The following is an 18,545-nucleotide window of genomic DNA, read 5'->3' as shown; positions in this document are numbered from 1 at the left end:
TTAACACTTCCTGCTGTAATGGCGTGTTCGGGACTTACACCCTAGAGTTATCACCCATGCTGGGCACACATAAAAAACGGGTTATCACAAATGCAATAACCCATTTCTGTAACCAAATATAAAAATTATGAAAGATTCTTAATATTTCCAAGGAATGCTCCTCGTACACAGAACACCTCTCTGATATCTTGAGGTCTTACTACAATATTCTCATAAGTTTCATTATCACTAATAAATGATAAATCTCCACTCTCTGTATATCGTTTAAATCTATAACATAATACTCCTTTTCCTTCAATTACAACCACATAGATACCCCAAGGTTTAATTTCATCTAATCCGATTTTTTTAGTCAACACATAAGAAGACACTTTTACTGTAGGATACATATTTTCGGCAGAAATCTGAAATGCTGTATCAACCTCCTCTTCTGTTGGAAATACAAAACTAGGTGATGTTGCCCAAGTTCTTTCTGGATTTAAGAAATACTCAAAATGATGATCTACAGAAATCATTTTCACTTTTCGTTTTTGCAAATCAGTATTAAAAACTTTTTGTGTATTTGAAAAGAATAATTCATTCAAATCAATCTTGTGCTCTTTACACAAATTCATGATTTTTTCATACTGTAATGTCTCTCTTGACTTCCATGATGACACTGTATTAGGTTTTACTTCTAAAATATTCGCTAATTCCAAATCTGTTTTTATCCCTAATAACTGTTTCAACTTTTTAATTACGCTTTCACTACTTTTCATACTTTTCACAATTTATTATTCTACTTTACTAACCACTGCTTTATTCGCATATATCGACAAAAATCAATTATCTTGCCAAAAATTAAATAGCAGCAAAAAAATGTTTGAAAAAAGAATAAAAAACCTACCAAAAATGAACCAAACATCTACTAATCAGTAACTTACACTTAATAAAAAAGTTACTTTATATTTATGATAAAATATAAATATTCAAATATTAATTATTTACAACGCTTAAAATCAAGCGATATAAACACACCTATAAAATCACAAAAAAAGAATAAGCAACGAATCGTTAAATCAAACGTCTTTCAAGCTTCTATCCTATACAAATCTTTGATAAGATAATTTAATCTACTGACTTAAGTTGATTAACACAATAATACGTCCATTGATATAAGAGGAAGGCTACATCTTCCACTCTTATATTATCTATAGAATATCACCCATTTATACGTTCTATTATAGTTTCTGTTTAATGGTTCTTTCTTTATTCAAACAATTCAACACAAACATATAATATTCAACAATACATAAAACACATACATTATTATTCAATAAAATAAACAAACAGAATACAAATAATTACTTTTATATCAGTATTTAACTATTATTCAACATTACAAAACAACCAATAATTAGAGTACTAAACACATATAAACAAGTTAGTCGTCTTATTTGATCACATATAGTGATTATCATACAAGTAGATTTTTCACTAGTAAAATCCATTCACATTTAGTGATTAAATCACATATTGCTAATTTATTAGCCTTTTTTCAGCCATACTAAACAGGCAGATTAAGATACTTAGAGACAAAAACAGTCAAATAGTAAATAAAGTCACTTTAATCATTATAAAATATCACAAAAAAAGAGGAGCATCTCCCGACGTCCTCTTTTACAAGTACAAATAAAAAAATACTATGCACTCTCACCTGCATAGCGCATCAAACTAAGTAATTATCTTATCAATATAATTTCTATTAAATTTCTGTTCTTTCTTATACTGAGATGGAGACACCCCCACCACACTTTTAAATTGTTTACTCAAATGACTCAAATCATTATAATACATTTTACTAGCTATTTCTAATAGTGTCATTTCACCATACGAAATATATTCCTTCACACGTTCAATACGTTGATGGATATAAAACTTCTCTATTGTAACTGATTCTCGCTCTGAAAACAACTTACTTGCATAACTATAGTCTATTGCTAAATTATCCGATATTAAATAAGATAGATTGGTAGATAAGCGACTATCCGTCTGTACGAGATCTATAATTAATTGTTTAATACCCTCTATCAGTATATCTTGTTTCTCTACTATTAATTCAAAACCAAGTATATTCAATCTCTCTTTAAACACCTTAAAAGTCTGTTCGCTTAAATTATACAAAAGCGACACCTTTCCTAATTCAACTTTAGTCTCTAATACACCTATTTTTTTTAACTCTTGTTCTATCATTAAAACACAACGGTGACAAACCATATTCTTAATATGTAAAACTACCGAATACTCCATATCTCATTTTTTTTATCCTAATAAACAATAGACTGATCATATCTCGTTTTAAACTTTCACTATATAGTATAGTAACTCAATACAATCTTTGTTTTTAAAAAGGAGTACTGACTATATCAGTACTCCTGATTCCTTTTTATTAACTCTGTTTGTGTTCTGCAACGAATTTTTGGTAATTCCCTTCATTCTCAAAATAAGCTACCTCACCATTATTCCCTACTATCACGATATAAGCTTCTGCTTTATCTACTGATTTTAAAGAATATGGATCTATAGCGGCACGCACAGTTGCATCTTGAGGGATTCTTGTTTTACACATTTCACAACATCCATAATACATTTTACCTTCATGCTCTACTTCTAACTGTTTATTCCCCATATAAGCATCATTTACCATACATACTAGATCACTTGGTACAGCATCTCCTCTTTTGTACTGGCCTGTAGCTGCTACTGGCTCACTTTCCTTATGCATTGAATGCATATCGTGATTAGCATGGTTTTCATGTGTTGGAGCTGCCTCTACTGGCTCTTTTTTTGTTTCTCCACAAGCGATAGTAAGTAAACTAACTCCCACTACTGCTAAACTTCTAATTGCAAATGTTCTCATAATCATCATTTTTATTACATTAATTTTTGTTCATTCATTATTTCTTCTGTTGCCATTTTTAAGATCTTCATACCTGGTCTTAGCTCTCCAAAAACCTCAACCATCATAGGCATAGCACGTCCTTTAGCTACCTTAATATGATACGCTGTACCATTTCTAACTTCGATCACATACAGCCCAAGATTACTCTCTACTAAAGCTGACTTAGGCACAAAGAATGTTGGCTCTGTACTTTTTAAGCTTACAGTAGCATCTGCTATCATATTAGGTTTTAACAACTGTTCTTTATTATTAATATCTGCTTGAATCTGCTCTGAGCGCAACTTTAAATCTAGACTACCCGCCTTTCTAGTCACTACACCCGTAAATTCTTTTTGGGGAAGTGTACGTACTTTAAACTTCACTGTATCTCCCTCTTGTACATAAGGTGTATTTGCTTCTGATATAGACAGATTTAAACGCAGTGTAGAGGTGTCCTCTACGATTAGTAAAGGCAGTTTACTCATCGGTCCTACATAAGCTCCTTTATCTACCTGTCTATCTGTAATCACTCCATCAAAAGGTGCTCTAATCACTAGGTATTGATCTATATTCTTCATTTCTTCATACGAAGACTTTGAAGAAGCTAGTTGTGCTTTATCTGCTAACATTTTAGCAGTCACTTGCTCTAAATAATCAGGTGCGATAGCTCCCTCTGTCTCATTCACTTTTATTGTTCTATCATAAGTAGCTTTAGTTGAGATATAGATTGCCTCTTGTGCTTTCCATTTAGCTTGCGCACTTGATACTTGCGCTTGAATCTCAGGCGCATCTAATACCATTAAAACTTGTCCTTTCTTTACGTGATCACCTATATCCACACGCAAATCAGTCACATAACTATTTACTTTAGCAAATAGTTCGGTACGTTGATCGGCTCTTAACTCTCCTGGTAATTGCAATGGAACAATAGGATTGGTTGGTTCTATGCCAATAGTCTCCATCTTATTCATTGCCATATTCATCCCTCCTTTTTCATCTTTCACTTCTTTCACTTCTTTTACTTCAGGAGTTTTTTTATCTGCACATGCAGTTAATACTACTAGACTAACTAATGCTATATATATTCTTTTCATCTTTCTTATTTATTATCTATAGGTAAATAGTGGATACTTTCTTCGTCTTCTGGGTCTAATGATGGAGAATCTCTCGTTACTTTATTCATTACCCAAGCAAATACCATTGGTAAAATAATCAATACAGACACTGTCGATGCTAATAGCCCCCCAATTACTGCTCTTCCTAAAGGAGCTACTTGCTCACTTCCTTCTCCATGTCCTATCGCCATTGGTAACATCCCCGCAATCATCGCTATCGTAGTCATCGCTATCGGTCTGATACGTAACTTCGTTGCTTCTATAGCAGCTGCAGTAGACGTCCATCCTGTCTTTCTCAATGTCTCCGCATTATTAATTAATAATACTGCATTGGCAATAGATACTCCGACCGACATAATGATTCCCATATAAGACTGTAAGTTAACTGTAGAGCCTGTTGCTTTTAATAGTAATAGTGATCCAAGCATTACGAATGGTACTGTAGTCAAGATCACAAACGATACTTTAAACGACTGGAAGTTGGCTGTTAGCATTAAGAATATAACCACAATAGCAATCAATAAACCGTTAGCCAAACTCTGCATGGTATCATCTAATACAGGAGCCATTCCTTTTAACTCCACATTTACCCCTTTTGGTAATTCTCCTAATTCTGCGATAGCTTGTTGTACATCTTCTTTCGCTTTATTCAAATCTGTTTTGTGTACGTTAGCTACTACAGATACATATCCCATTGTCCCTTCATTATAACTCTCAGCTAATGCCTTTGACTCTGTTACAGTAGCTACATCGCTTAGCACTGGTCTATCTGAATTCTTACTCAGTGGAATATTCTCTAATTCTTCCTTACTTCCCAGTTGATTTTGTGGCATCTGTACTTGTACATCATAAGCAATTCCCATCATACCTCCTACCCACATATTTCTATTAGTGTAACGAGAAGAAGCTGTTGTCGCCACTAATGATTTTGCAATATCCATTGCATCTAATCCTAATTGAGCAGCACGTACGCGATCTATATTAATTTCATAAGATGGATAATTCATCGAGATAGGCATTTTCTGATCACGCATATAGTCGATTTCTTTCAACTTTGCCAATAATTTATTAGCAGTCATCATATTCATCTTACGCATCATACCTGATACGCGAATCTCAATAGGTGTATTGGTTCCTTGACTTAAAATCTTTTCAGTCAATTCGATTGGCTCAAAAGTCAATTTTAACTCAGGTAGCTTCTCTGCAATACGTCCTCGTATCTGGTCTTTTAATTCATCTGTATTACCATCAAAATCTTTAAAAGCTACTTGCATAGACGCTTCATGTGGTCCTGCATTATATAAGTAGATCGGACTTACTGCAAACGATGAAGGGTGTTGTCCCACAAACGCTGATGAAATCGCAATCTTCTCTTTACCAAATAAATCTTCTAATTCACCCAGTACCTTCTTCACTTTCATTTCAGTATGCTCTATACGTGTCCCTTCAGGAGCAGTAATACGCATTTGCACTTGACTTGAATTTACAGTTGGCAATACATCCTTTCCTATGTTTTGGTACATTACTGCTACAGCTAAGAAAGCCGCTAGAATAGAACCTATAACAATTATCTTCTTCATAGGCATCACTTTCTCAATCCCTGCCACTACTCTATTCTTAAACTTATCGAAACCTTTAGCTTCTTCAGGAATAGCATGTTTCTCAGGATTGTACTTCATCAGCCAGTTAGCCATAATCGGTACAAACGTTTGAGAAAGTAAGAATGAAACCGTCATCGCAAAACCAATTGCCATCGCTAGAGGCATAAATAGTGCTCCAGGAATACCTGTCATCATAAAGGCTGGTGCAAATACGGCCAAGATGCTAAACAAGATTAATAACTTAGGAAAAGCGATCTCCTTACACGCGTCCCAAATAGCTTGTACCTTATTCTTACCAAGCGCAAAGTGTTGATGTATATTCTCTATCGTCACTGTACTCTCATCTACCAAAATACCTATCGCTAAGGCTAATCCTGATAGTGTCATAATATTGATCGTCTGACCAAACATCTTTAAGAACAATACTGCTGAAATAATCGCTATCGGAATAGTCATAATCACAATCAAAGCTCCTCTAGGATCTCTTAAGAATAACATTACCATAAGTCCTGTCAATAAGGCTCCTAATACTCCCTCTACGATTAAACTCTTTACTGCATTAATAACATTCACAGATTGGTCAAACTCGTACGAAATCTTTACATCATCAGGTAAGTTATTCTGTATATGAGGAATAGATTTTTTCAATTGTTCTACCACATCATAAGTAGAAGCCTTACCAGATTTAGCAATATTGATATACACAGAACGTTTACCATCTACTAATGCATACCCAGTCGTAATATCAGCACCGTCTTTTACAGTAGCTACATCTCGTAAGTACACATTATCTACCTGTCCCTTAAATAAAGGAATATCTCCAAACTCTTCTACCGTTTTTAAAGTGTTATTAGTCGGTGTCAGATAGTTCTTATCTCCTACATAAACGTTCCCTGAAGGCATCGTTACGTTTTGTCTACTAATTGCTTCTACCACTTGTTCTGGGCTCATATGATGCGTACGAAGTTTATTAGGATCTATATTGATCTCTATCGTACGTGGTGACCCTCCAAATGGTGGAGCTGTAGTCAATCCAGGAATCTTAATTAAGAAAGGGCGCGCAGCAAAGTTGGCGATATCTTGAAGCTCATTATTCGTCTTCGTCTCTGAACGGAACACTAATTGTCCTACTGGTTGAGAAGAAGCATCAAAGCGAATAATGAATGGTGGCGGAGCTCCTGGCGGTAAGAAAATTACCGAACGATTAGACAGTGCTGAGATAGACGCGATTGCCTCTCCCATATCTGTCCCTTCATAAAACTCTATTTTCATCAAGGTCAACCCTTGTGTATTTTTAGTGTCAATACTTTTTATCCCATTGGCAAAAAGCATCATATTTACATACATCTTCGTGAAATAACCTTCCATTTGTTGTGGAGTATACCCATTAAAAGAATGGGCGATATAAACCACTGGTAAGTTCATCTCTGGAAGAATATCTACTGGAATCTCTTTAGATGACTTTACTCCAAAGAATAATAGTCCTATTACCAATACCATAATAGATATTGGCTTGCGCAAGGCAAATCGAATTAAATTCATACTATCTTATTTTAGGGGAATAGCGTTTAACAAATATTGAATATCACCGAAAGCAGAAGCCTGTAGCAATAAAGATTGCCATACATTGTTTTGAGCTATTTCATAGTCTATCTCTGCACGTTGTAAAGTATACAGCGCTTGAGTGAAATCAACTAAGTTGCTCAATCCATTATCGTATAAAGCTTTCTGCTGTTTAAAGGCTACCTCAGCCGCCTCTAACTGTATTTTTGACTGTGTCCACACAGCCTGAGCATTGACATACTTCTCTTTGGTCAAAGTAACTTGGTTAGCCAAATCTTTGTCCATCTGAGCGAATTCATGTTCATAGCTCTTTGTGATATACTCTTGTTGTTTACGCTTATAAGTCGTTCTAAAAAAGTTAGATATATTCCATGTCAATTGAAGCCCTACTAAATAATTACTTCTATCAATACCCACTCCATCACCATAAGATGAAGAGTAAGCACTATTGTCTTGTACATAATTCCAGTTAAAGCCTGATCCTCTACCTTGCAACACCCCAAAAGCATTTAAACTAGGCAGACTACCTTTGGTTACTAGGCGTTCCATAGATTCGCTTTGTGCTATTTTGCTCTCTTGCCATAATAGCATAGGATGCTGATCTCTATTGACTAAAGTTTCATCTAATACTTCTGGTTTAGCATTTACAAATACCTCATCTAATACATACGCTTTAGTCTCTTCATCTAATAACACAGCTAAGTGCTTATTAAACTCTATTTCTTTGTCATACGCTTTAATATGTAATGCCTCTGCATTTGCTACCTCAGCCATAGCTAATCGCTCATCTACTTGAGGTAACAAGCCACTCTTTGCCTTTGCAGCTGTAACTTCATGAAATACTCTCGCGCGTTCTAAATTCTTTTGTTGCACATATTTTATACGCTGAGAAGCCAAAAGATTTAAATAGGTAGCACTTACTTTTATTTGTTGTTGGAAAATCTCTTGTTCTAAGTCCTTAAGCGTCACTTCTTGTTGAGCTTTTGCCATACCGATTCCTTCCTTTGTCTTTCCAAAAGAAAAAATATTCCAATTGACATTAGCAAAATACAATGAACCAAAGGCTGCATTCCAATTTTGTTCTGCTAAAGGCATAGAGGTAGCTGCAGATCCCAGTCCTCCATAAGCATACAGAGGTCCGTTCTGCGCATTGATCGTCCCATAATTTTGTTGGGCACCGAATGTTAAGTCTGGGAAGTAATGCCCTTTTTGATTAGTTGTGTTTTCTTGAGAAGCAGCAAGTTTTGCTTCTTTAACCTTGATAAGGTCATATCGTTCTATAGCCTGTTTTAACGCAGCATCTAATGTAAGTTTTTGTCCATAAGACATAGATGCTACACCCAATAGGACAAACAGTGCTATCCTATTAATTTTCATGTAAAAGTATGCGTTTAATTATACAATATTGTTGATGTATCTATTCCTATTACAAGAATAGATAAGCTCAATGATATCGTATGAATCAAAGTCTATAGACGCAATGCTTAATATACAGAGGTACTTCTTTGACTCTGTATAAATAATAAGTATAAGTAGTGAAATTATCTCTTACTGTATGCACATACTCGTATACTGCCCCAAAATAACGGTGCAATATCGCATCTGTAAAGAACGAAATCTTTAAAACTTTAAATGAACTATTCTGAACCTCTGATTTTACTTTAACTACCTCTACTTTATCTTGGCAGCAGTTCTTCTTAGGTTCTTCTACGGTTCTACCTGTTAAAGCACAGAAACCGCAGTTCTTTTCATTTGCTTGAGATTTAGGTATATTCGTCTCTTGCACTAATCCTTGGCAGATGTGCTGATATGTACTAAAGCCTGAAGCCAAGCCTGTGTACAAAAATGCGAATAATATGACGAATAGTTTTTTCATAATCTCTACGCCAAAAGTACTACACTAGAGATTCTCATTTGTTATACCATTCCGAGTACTTGTTGTATAATTTTTGGATTTTGTACTTTTCGAAAACATTCTTAAACGATGATGGATACTAAGATTTCTCTTTTTAAGAAACATTTTAGATTTCTCCTTCTTGAATAAAAAAACTAGCTCCATAGTAATGATATTCACAACCTTTAATATTACCATGTTTACAATTTTTAATACCGTTTGAAATAATACTATATATTTCTTGGTAAATCTCTTTTTCTATAAAATGAAATTTATCTCTCAGTACTTATTCAATACAATACCATTAATACAAATAAATCATTATTCCTTCAAAACATATATTACATACCTCTGTGATAACCAAGTTATACAAAACAGCACTATATAAGTTTTTATACTTTTTAAAAATAGCCTTGTATTGAATATCCTCTATAAATACAACCTCTTGTTTTAAAATATTTATGCATCATAAAAATTAGTAAAATAAACTGGCGAAGTTTGCTTCATATTATTAATTTCATCCTGATCATATTCAGTTACCAAATAATAACCCACTTCACCTATATATGTCCTATTGCAAATATCTAGTCTATAAAAAAACTCAACTAAAATCAACAATAACTCTACAGTTTGGCTATTCTTTTTTAAAACTGAAAACATATGAGAATCGCTAAACATCAAGTCTATTATTTTTGTTTTAACAAGATTATCTCCATTTATAAAAATATCCCTAATGTATAAAGCAATATCAAAATAGTTCTTATACTCCTTTCCTTTAAAATAAAAAGGAATAGAATAGTACTTAATATTTGACTCCGAATAAACTAAGTTAAAGGAACTATCTTCTTCACTAAATACATTAAACAAAGGATTTTCAATTTGCCTAAACTCTCTTTTTATCCATTCTATTTTGTCATTTTCTTGGTCATAAACTACACTTAAACTTGAACACAATCTATTCGTTAAATTATTGTATCCCATTACTGATTCATAGTGATTAAATAATTGTCCACGATCATTTTCTCTTCCACTGTACCTACTCCATTGAGTTAACATTTCTCTAATTTCTTCCATCATTTAAACACCTACTAAATACGTTAATCTAATACTTAATTTTAAAAGACTATTAACTTACACTATAAACACTTATTTTATGAAACATTATATACTTAACTCTAAACATAAATATGAAATACAACTATTAATAGTAATAATAATTCATACCACCCTCCTTGTCAATCTTAACTTCTACATCTTTATTCAAAAATAATCGCTCCCCCTTAAACTCAAGGATAGTATCAGAAATTACTCGAATATAATCTCCATCAAAATTAGCTACACAAAACATCAGTGGATCTAGATCTAACTCTATATCTATGCTTTTATGAAGCTTAAACTTTGGACTCAAAATAGAAGCTGTATACACTTTATTTTCTCTATTCACAGGATTATAAAAATTGGGATAAGCCTTCAAATAAAACTCACCTTTCACCTTTCTATAGTCAACAGAAGACAAAATATTCACCCCTTCCTTTAGAATAATACATTCACCTGTACCTCTAGATTTGTCAAAATCACTCACTAAATATCTCTCCGAACACAATGTTATAACATATTTAGATTCTTGATAACTATTATACTTACTGAGGTCTTCAAAATGCTCTTCATAATAACCTTTTTTAATAGTTAAGTTTACTTCAATTTTATCTTTAGCGTACTCATTTTTATCAGTGAAGCTAACTTTAAAAGAATCTTTAATTAAATCTCTAATCCTTAATGGTTGTTCGTTATTTAATTGTATTATTTTATCATCTACTTTTTTAAACTTGCCATACGCCTCTACAGGATTAATATAACTATAAACATCAAACTTTATAACATCCGAATGAGACGAATAAGCATACTCTTCATTCTTATAATCTAAGAACAGACGAGTTCCTTTCTCACTTACATATACTTCTACTGCATCTTTGTGTTGAGCATAGTTACCTATACTTGAAAGTATTATTAAACAAATTACAATTACTCTTTTCATACTTCTAATTCTGTTATTCTTACTAGCATAACCTATTAAGTAAATTTAATCATTATACCCTTAACATAATAACACTATTCAAAGGCACTTATTTCTTCCCCACAGGACTACTAAACTATTTAAAAACTGGTCTATAATCCCCTTCCATTTTTACGAGACATTTGCCTCGAAATTTTAAACCAATAAGTATTTATGACTACAACGAACACTAGGGTAACAAGACAACAAGTAACTCTAAAAAACACAACTGCGACTTTAGTAAAAGCGACTTTAGAACACCTAGAAGATGCCTCTATGCTATTCGATATGTATCGAGTATTCTACAGACAAGAATCAAATTATGAAAAAGGAAAACAATTCTTACTTGATCGGCTGTCTAATGACCAGTCTCATATCTTCTTAGCATATGTAGATGGACAAGCAGTTGGATTCGTTCAACTTTATGAATTATTCCATTACATCAAATTAGAAAAACAGTGGTTATTAAGTGACTTATTCGTACATCCAGACTACAGAGGGATAGGGTTATCTGTAGCAATCATAGACCGTTCAAAACAATGGTGTGAAGAAACCAATGCATGTGGACTAATGCTAGAGACAGAAAAGACAAATGATATAGGGAATACGCTATACCCTAGATGCGGATTCGTATACGATGGAGGGCACAACTACTACCATTGGTGGAAATAATGATCATATAATACTTAGCTTATAAACTGAATAGGGAGGTGCATAATGACATCTCCCTATTTTATATTACATATATCCATTGTTTCTAAACAATTCCTTTGCCTTCTCATAAAACTCCTCTTTACCAGCTCCTTGATTAGCTAATAAAAATCTTCTCACTTTTCTGTTACCCTTACTATCTTTAAAACGGATATCAAAACCTGTAGCAGAGAGATAGGATCTTTTGACCAAATTAACTTCTATAACATCCTGCTTATCTATAACATGAACAGTAGTCATATCCCAACTACTATAAATAACATACAACAAATAAGCTGTAATAATACTTGGAATCAGCGCATAATAAAAGCCCACATAATAATAAGTCAATAGACTAAGTATAAACATGATAATCACTACAAACTGCATCCATGAAAAAAAGCCATTCTCCTTACCTAAAATAGTAGTCTGATGAGAACTTATTTTTCCATCTATAGTAAACACTATCTTAGGTTTTGGTTCTAAGATGAGATGACAGTACTCTGTTTTACCTTTAATCACTGCCTGTCTTATGATCGATTTACTCTCTTGTGATGTCATATCTTATCTTTATAAGTATTGATACAATGCTTTATCTATCTGTACGATTACTTATTAAATTTACGCTCTTTTTAGATACAAAATACAAGGAGTATAAAATAAATATTCAACCTATTTCCCCTCATTAAAGACCGTTTGGCGGTACTTCTGTCCCCAAATCATAATCTCCTCTATCACTCTTTCTAGTGTTTTTCCATACTCTGTCAATTCATATTCTACAGAAATAGGCTTGGTATTTAACACTGTTCTTTTTATCAAATGATTTGCTTCTAAATCATGTAATTCTTTTGACAACATTTTTGTACCTATTCCCTCTACTTCTCGCATTAGATCCATAAACCTCATTTTGCCTCCATGTAATAATGTTCCGATAATATATACCTTCCATTTACCAGATAATAAGCTCATCGTATCTTTTATAGCTACTATACGTACTTGACATTGTTCTGTATTATTCAACACTGGTTTTTTCTTCATTTGCTCTATTTTTAATTCACTCTAAAATTACTTTATTCTACAGTAGTGTGCAAAAGGAAACCACTTCCCAAAAGGAAACTAATAGAGAAGACCACCTTAAAGTCAGTTATGTTTGCACTCTGAAAAGAACCTATCTATTTAGATAGGCCATAAAAACACTTAAAAATGAAGAATTCTAAAATTACATTCTGGGTATCTACAAGTCTCTTTTCTTTATTTATGTTATTTAGTGCCTATAACTATGTAGCAACAGAAGAGATGAAAGAAGCCTTTGTTTACCTAGGTTTTCCTGATTATTTCAGAGTAGAGCTAGCTATATTTAAAGCTTTAGGAGCTATAGTGATCTTGCTCCCTTTCTTATCCTCTACGATAAGAGGTTTTGCTTATGCAGGGTTTACCATTAATATTATCTCTGCTGCTATCGCACACTTAGCGATGGGAGAACCTATTACATCACTTGGTTTTGTATTCATAGCAGGGGTGCTATTAGCCCTGTCATACTGGAGTTCATTAACCCAAAATCAACGTTAATCAAACCTAACTCTAATGCATTGAGGCGGGCTTACACAGTCTCGCCTCAATGCATTTATATACTTATCGACTATTACCTCTATGTTTATCCTTCTCCATATCTATTATATCTGTTGGTTTTGACCCAAACTATGCGATAGGCATATAAACGAAAAGGAATTATACAAAATAGGTCTGAATTAGTGATACTAGCATACGATAGTATGTTTTTAGAGCTAATAAAGGAACCATAAGGTAGAATTGCTTTGCAGTATTTGATTACCACAAATTCTAGATTTATCCTTCAAGTCACATCCTAAAAGAATACTAGATCAATAAAAGAACTATCCTTGGACAAAAGCCAGCTATACCCAAGTATTGTCCTACTATACTCCTATAATTGTCCAAGGATCTGCTATGAAGCCCCTTATTTACTGGGATTACAAGCAATATAGAATAACTTCAATTCTTATCAAAACCCCAATAAACAACTATTTATCAACACGTTACATTATTTATCAATTAAAAAAAATGAATATAAAAATTCACTTAGTAGGAGTAAAAGGCTAAAAAAGAGGGCAAATAGCTAAAAAAAGAGACTGAAAAGAGGTCTATTTTGATTTTTTTAGAGAAAAACAAGAGATCAAATCAAAAAAACAATCTACTTTTTTGGGGTTATTTTTCAAAATATAAATTATTCTATCGGTTTTAATATGGAACTACCATAAAGCAAAAAGAGCATCCACAGTGGACACTCTTCTATACAATATATTTTTTACTGCTAATGTATTTTATTCATGTGTTTTACTTAATTCCCAACCCACAATTAGCTGTTTCTTCTCTGCTCCCCACATATATCCCCCTAACAAACCTGTCTGTTGTATCACGCGGTGACAAGGTATTAATACTGCTACAGGATTCCGACCAATAGCAGTACCTACAGCTCTACTCGCTCCTGCATTATTTAATCTGTCTGCTAGACCACCATAAGTTGTTAATTGTCCTTCTGGAATTTGTAATAAAGCTTCCCATACCTTAAGCTGAAAAGGAGTCCCTTTAAGGTGTAATTTGACTTGTGTCAGATCTCCTTCTCTGTTTAATATATCGATCACCGCCTGATGTATACCCTTCCTTTCTTCTACTAATACAGCATTAGAAAAATCTGCATGAATACGCTCTAATCCATCACTATGCTCAGAAGTAAAAGCAATATGACAAATCCCTTTAGGTGTAGAAGCAACTACTACCTGTCCAAATAAGGTATCCCAATAACTATAGGCAATCTCTAAAAACGCTCCTTTATTTGCGTACTCATTAGGAGTCATGCCTTCTATAGAGACAAACATATCATGTAAACGACTACTGCTGCTCAACCCTACCTCATCTGCAATGTCAAACAAAGTCTGTTCTAACCGCTCTTTGATAACATACTTAGCATAGTTTAAGGTTATATATCTCAAAAACTGCTTAGGACTACTTCCTACCCATTCTGTAAATAATCTTTGAAAATGATATTCACTTAACCCAACTGCTGTTGCTATCTCTGATAAATTAGGTTGTGCGTAGTGATTAGCTACGATATACGCTATAGCTTGTCTTGCCTTTTCATATTGTTTACTTACTTCCATGACTAACTTCTTTAATACAAGTATACAAAGAAATAGATTCTGCTTTTTTCTCACAATCCATTTCTTGCTATTCTTTTAAAAATAGAAATGTGCCCTTATGGAGAATTAGGAATTTTCAATTAGGAATTAGGAATGTGTGCCCTTCGGGCATGAGGTGATGTGTATTGTGGATATAGATTGGGTAAATATATGTCCAGGATTACAAATCCGCGCCAACGCCATGTGCATACCGATTGCCATAGGCAACGATTCTTAATTCTTAATTAGAGCTTATACCTATAACTTCTAATTTACAGTAAATCAAAAAGTTATAAAATACATTAAAACCAATCAATTACTTAAATAATTACATTAAAACTATTTTAACACAAAATAATTACTAAAAATGTAATTACCAATTAAACGTTTGTTTAATTTTACGCTCTAAAAAAAATACAACTCATGGCATTAAGTGATAAACAGAAAGAAATATTAATCGTAGCAGAGGAGCTATTCTCTCAAAAAGGTATAGATGGAACGAGTATACGAGATATTTCTAAAGCTGCTGGTATTAATGTTGCTATGATCAATTATTACTTTGGTTCTAAGCAAGCAATGGTTATTGCATTATTCGAAATACGATTAACTCGAACAAGAGAAAAACTAGCTCTTCTTACCACAGATACTCACTTAGACCCTATGCAGAAATTATTAGCTTTCGTAGAGCATATGATGACTGTACAATTACAAAACGCTGATTTCCACATTATCTTAATGGGGCAACTATCTAAAAAAGAGGACATCCCTGAGATATCAGATGGTATAACCATCCTACAGCGCGAAATATTAAATATTATCAATAGTTTTATAGAAGAGGGGTATGAAAAAGGTCTTTTTAAAGCGAAGCCAGACCCTGTTACATTCGTTATCTTTTCATTGGGAATATTAAGTTACCTAATACACCACGAACGTACTTTATCTAGCTATTGGAATATACCCGATCACGAAGAATATAGTTTGCACATCAAACAGCATATATATCCTTATTTAATACAATCCTTTCAATCAATTTTAATCTACAATGAACAAAAGTAATTACATCTTACTTGCTTCATTATTTATTTGCCAAGCGTTTGCTCAAACTTCAACTCAAACACCTATTACCCTAGAGCAAGCCATTACATTAAGTTTAAAAAATGGCAAAGAGATAAAAAAAGTAAAAGCAAGTACAGAGGCTACTAAACTTCAGATTCATAGCGCCCAAAATATGCGCTACCCTGATCTAGAAGTTTCAGGATCATATAATCGCCTCTTTAATGGTACTGATGTTAATCTAAAAGTACCTTTACCTCCATCGTCTGGAGAAAACCAAATGCCACAGGTGACACCACAGCATTTAATGATGGCACAAGCCAAAGCTAATGTACCTCTATTTAGTGGTTTCAAAATTAGTAACGCTGTAAACCAAAGTAAACAATACTACGCATTAGCAGAACTAACAGAGCAATCTACTACGGAGAATGTAGTTTACCAAACCATCAATTTATACTTTGCACTGTATAAGACGCAGCAGTCGATAGCACTACTAACAGAAAATCTAAAGCGTGCACACCAACGCACAATTGACTTTGAACAATTCTTAAACAATGGTCTTATCGCTAGAAATGATTATTTAAGAACACAATTGCAAGAAGCGAATGTAGAGCTGTCTTTAGAAGAAACGAAAAATACCTTGAAGAATATTAGTACTAGATTAAGTACTCTTCTAGATTTTCCGTTTAATGAAACAATCGTTGCAGAGAAAGCTAATCCTGTAGATATCTTACCTACTAAAACAGATGATATCTCTACACGTAAGGATGTTCAGAGTGTAATGAAAATGGACGAAATAGCTCAAACGACTATCAAAATAGCTAGAGGTAATTACTTCCCTTCTATCGGATTAACAGCTGGATACTCAGCTATTCAATTAGATAAAGTAATTGATATCACTAATGCTACTATGGTAGGAGTCGGTCTAAAATATGACTTAGCTTCTATCTTTAAAAACAGAACAGAAGTCAATAAAGCTAAAGCAAAGAAAACAGAAGCTGAATACCAAGTCTTATTAGTAGAAGATATGGCTAAAGTAGAAATAGAAGAAGCGTATAATGCTTATGAATTAGCTTTAAAAAAGAATACTGTTTTATCAAAAGCTCTTATTCAGGCTAATGAGAATTACCGCATTGTAAAAGATAAATATGACAATGGTCTGACTGACACTGATCATCTATTAGAAGCTGATGTACAACAGCTACAAGCTCAAATAGACAATATGCTAGGAGAAGCTGATCAAACATTGACATTGTATCAATATGCATACAAAACAGGAAAATTATTAGACAACTTACAATCGGGAAACTAAAATGGAAACAAATAATAATGAATATAAAAAACCTCTAAATAAGAAATTTATTATTGCGTTAGGAGCTATAATACTATTTGGAGGAGGATATGGTGTATATAAATACATCCATTCTATGGCTCATGAGACTACTGATGATGCTCAAGTAGAAACAAAGATATCTCCTATCGTATCTAAAATACCAGGATACATCAAAAGTATCCATGTACAAGATAACCAAATGGTCAAAAAAGGAGATGTATTAATCACACTAGATGATACAGAATATGTAATCAAAGTAGATCAAGCTAAAGCAAACTATCAAGCGGCATTAAGTCAATTAAAAGTAGCTGAAGCTGGGCATAATACTAGTGAATCTACAGTAATATCTTCTCAAGCAGGAGCTTCTACTGCTGTAGCTAATGTAGCGACTGCTAAAGCAAATATAGATGCTGCAAAAACTCAGCTATGGAGAGCAAAGAATGACTATGATAGATACAACAAACTTTATGAAAGTCAATCTATTACGAAACAACAATATGAGCAAGCATTAGCGGCTAAAGAAACTGCTGAAAAACAAGTAGTCGTACTACAAGAACAATTAAAAGCAGTCGAGAAACAAGCAAATGCTGTAGCTCAACAAGTAAATATTAGTAGATCTCAAGCTGTAGCTTCTACTTCTCAGATAGATGCTGCTAAGGCAATGGTAGATCAAGCTAAGGCTAACTTAGACAATGCGGAGTTATACTTGTCTTACACCGTGATTACAGCTAAAGAAGATGGTCAAGTATCTAAAATTAACCTACAAGTAGGGCAATTAATACAACCTGGACAAGGGCTATTCAATACTGTACAAAAAGGCAATATCTGGGTAGTGGCAAACTTTAAAGAGACACAAATGCAATATATGCGTGAGGGACAACCTGTCAAAATAAAAGTAGACGCATTCCCTAAGCATGAGTTCGAAGGAGTAATAAACTCTATGTCTCCAGCTACTGGGGCTAAGTTCGCTCTACTACCTCCTGATAATGCATCTGGTAACTTCGTAAAAACAGTACAACGTATCCCTGTGAAGATTACTTTCACTAATCCGAAGGATGAAATGCTAGTATACGTAAAAGCAGGTATGAATGTAGATATCGATGTGAACATTAAAAGTGGACGATAAGCG

17 protein-coding genes are annotated in these 18,545 nt (G+C 33.6%); 5 read left to right on the top strand and 12 right to left on the bottom strand.

The annotated features are described in order from the left end of the window. Window positions 1–125: 125 nt before the first annotated feature. From HX049_RS11765 to HX049_RS11725, 9 genes are all read right to left on the bottom strand, one after another. Window positions 126–758 carry a LexA family transcriptional regulator gene (locus HX049_RS11765; protein WP_041890784.1) on the bottom strand — a complete coding sequence of 211 codons (633 nt, stop codon included), beginning with the start codon at window positions 756–758 and terminating at the stop codon, window positions 126–128. Between the two features lie 955 nt (window positions 759–1,713). Continuing rightward, a complete protein-coding gene (locus tag HX049_RS11760; protein WP_041890781.1) occupies window positions 1,714–2,289 on the bottom strand; it encodes an AraC family transcriptional regulator in 576 nt (191 codons plus the stop codon). 139 nt (window positions 2,290–2,428) lie between these two features. After that, window positions 2,429–2,899 (bottom strand): hypothetical protein, encoded by a 471-nt coding sequence (locus tag HX049_RS11755; RefSeq protein ID WP_286415994.1) that lies wholly within the window; start codon window positions 2,897–2,899, stop codon window positions 2,429–2,431. A 14-nt stretch (window positions 2,900–2,913) separates the two neighbouring features. After that, window positions 2,914–4,014, bottom strand: coding sequence for an efflux RND transporter periplasmic adaptor subunit (locus HX049_RS11750; protein WP_286415993.1), 1,101 nt, complete (start codon window positions 4,012–4,014; stop codon window positions 2,914–2,916). A gap of 5 nt (window positions 4,015–4,019) precedes the next feature. Beyond that, a complete protein-coding gene (locus HX049_RS11745; RefSeq protein WP_006261001.1) occupies window positions 4,020–7,178 on the bottom strand; it encodes an efflux RND transporter permease subunit in 3,159 nt (1,052 codons plus the stop codon). Window positions 7,179–7,184: 6 nt separating this feature from the next. Continuing rightward, window positions 7,185–8,576 carry a TolC family protein gene (locus tag HX049_RS11740; RefSeq protein ID WP_286415992.1) on the bottom strand — a complete coding sequence of 464 codons (1,392 nt, stop codon included), beginning with the start codon at window positions 8,574–8,576 and terminating at the stop codon, window positions 7,185–7,187. A gap of 85 nt (window positions 8,577–8,661) precedes the next feature. Beyond that, the gene (locus tag HX049_RS11735) at window positions 8,662–9,075 is read right to left on the bottom strand and encodes an HYC_CC_PP family protein (RefSeq protein ID WP_016649555.1); all 414 of its coding nucleotides are present in this window, start codon (window positions 9,073–9,075) and stop codon (window positions 8,662–8,664) included. A 477-nt stretch (window positions 9,076–9,552) separates the two neighbouring features. Beyond that, entirely contained in the window at window positions 9,553–10,170 is a 618-nt protein-coding gene (locus tag HX049_RS11730) for a hypothetical protein (protein ID WP_286415991.1), read from the bottom strand. Between the two features lie 124 nt (window positions 10,171–10,294). Continuing rightward, window positions 10,295–11,128, bottom strand: coding sequence for a hypothetical protein (locus HX049_RS11725; RefSeq protein WP_286415990.1), 834 nt, complete (start codon window positions 11,126–11,128; stop codon window positions 10,295–10,297). A gap of 192 nt (window positions 11,129–11,320) precedes the next feature. Between HX049_RS11725 and HX049_RS11720 the strand changes: the two genes are divergently transcribed. Next, window positions 11,321–11,818 (top strand): GNAT family N-acetyltransferase, encoded by a 498-nt coding sequence (locus HX049_RS11720; RefSeq protein WP_286415989.1) that lies wholly within the window; start codon window positions 11,321–11,323, stop codon window positions 11,816–11,818. 66 nt (window positions 11,819–11,884) lie between these two features. Here the strand turns inward: HX049_RS11720 and HX049_RS11715 are convergent, their stop codons facing one another. Then, entirely contained in the window at window positions 11,885–12,397 is a 513-nt protein-coding gene (locus HX049_RS11715; protein ID WP_286415987.1) for a hypothetical protein, read from the bottom strand. A gap of 111 nt (window positions 12,398–12,508) precedes the next feature. Then, entirely contained in the window at window positions 12,509–12,874 is a 366-nt protein-coding gene (locus HX049_RS11710) for a winged helix-turn-helix transcriptional regulator (protein WP_006259182.1), read from the bottom strand. Between the two features lie 165 nt (window positions 12,875–13,039). On the opposite strand from HX049_RS11710, the gene HX049_RS11705 reads away from it, so the two are divergent. Continuing rightward, window positions 13,040–13,405 carry a DoxX family protein gene (locus HX049_RS11705; RefSeq protein WP_041890755.1) on the top strand — a complete coding sequence of 122 codons (366 nt, stop codon included), beginning with the start codon at window positions 13,040–13,042 and terminating at the stop codon, window positions 13,403–13,405. A 770-nt stretch (window positions 13,406–14,175) separates the two neighbouring features. Here HX049_RS11705 and HX049_RS11700 read toward each other — a convergent pair. Next, window positions 14,176–15,012 carry a methylated-DNA--[protein]-cysteine S-methyltransferase gene (locus HX049_RS11700; RefSeq protein ID WP_041890752.1) on the bottom strand — a complete coding sequence of 279 codons (837 nt, stop codon included), beginning with the start codon at window positions 15,010–15,012 and terminating at the stop codon, window positions 14,176–14,178. Window positions 15,013–15,453: 441 nt separating this feature from the next. Between HX049_RS11700 and HX049_RS11695 the strand changes: the two genes are divergently transcribed. Genes HX049_RS11695 through HX049_RS11685 form a run of 3 tightly spaced genes read left to right on the top strand, consistent with a single transcriptional unit; the run spans window position 15,454 to window position 18,542 of the window. Continuing rightward, window positions 15,454–16,086 (top strand): TetR/AcrR family transcriptional regulator, encoded by a 633-nt coding sequence (locus HX049_RS11695; RefSeq protein ID WP_006260994.1) that lies wholly within the window; start codon window positions 15,454–15,456, stop codon window positions 16,084–16,086. After that, the gene (locus HX049_RS11690) at window positions 16,073–17,395 is read left to right on the top strand and encodes a TolC family protein (protein ID WP_286415985.1); all 1,323 of its coding nucleotides are present in this window, start codon (window positions 16,073–16,075) and stop codon (window positions 17,393–17,395) included. The genes HX049_RS11695 and HX049_RS11690 overlap by 14 nt, the downstream gene beginning before the upstream one ends. A 1-nt stretch (window position 17,396) precedes the next feature. Further along, the gene (locus HX049_RS11685) at window positions 17,397–18,542 is read left to right on the top strand and encodes an HlyD family secretion protein (RefSeq protein WP_041890744.1); all 1,146 of its coding nucleotides are present in this window, start codon (window positions 17,397–17,399) and stop codon (window positions 18,540–18,542) included. Window positions 18,543–18,545: the final 3 nt, after the last annotated feature.

The organism is Myroides odoratimimus (genome assembly GCF_030326305.1).
Lineage (GTDB): Bacteria > Bacteroidota > Bacteroidia > Flavobacteriales > Flavobacteriaceae > Flavobacterium > Flavobacterium odoratimimum_A.
This window is presented reverse-complemented; position numbering and strand designations above follow the sequence as displayed.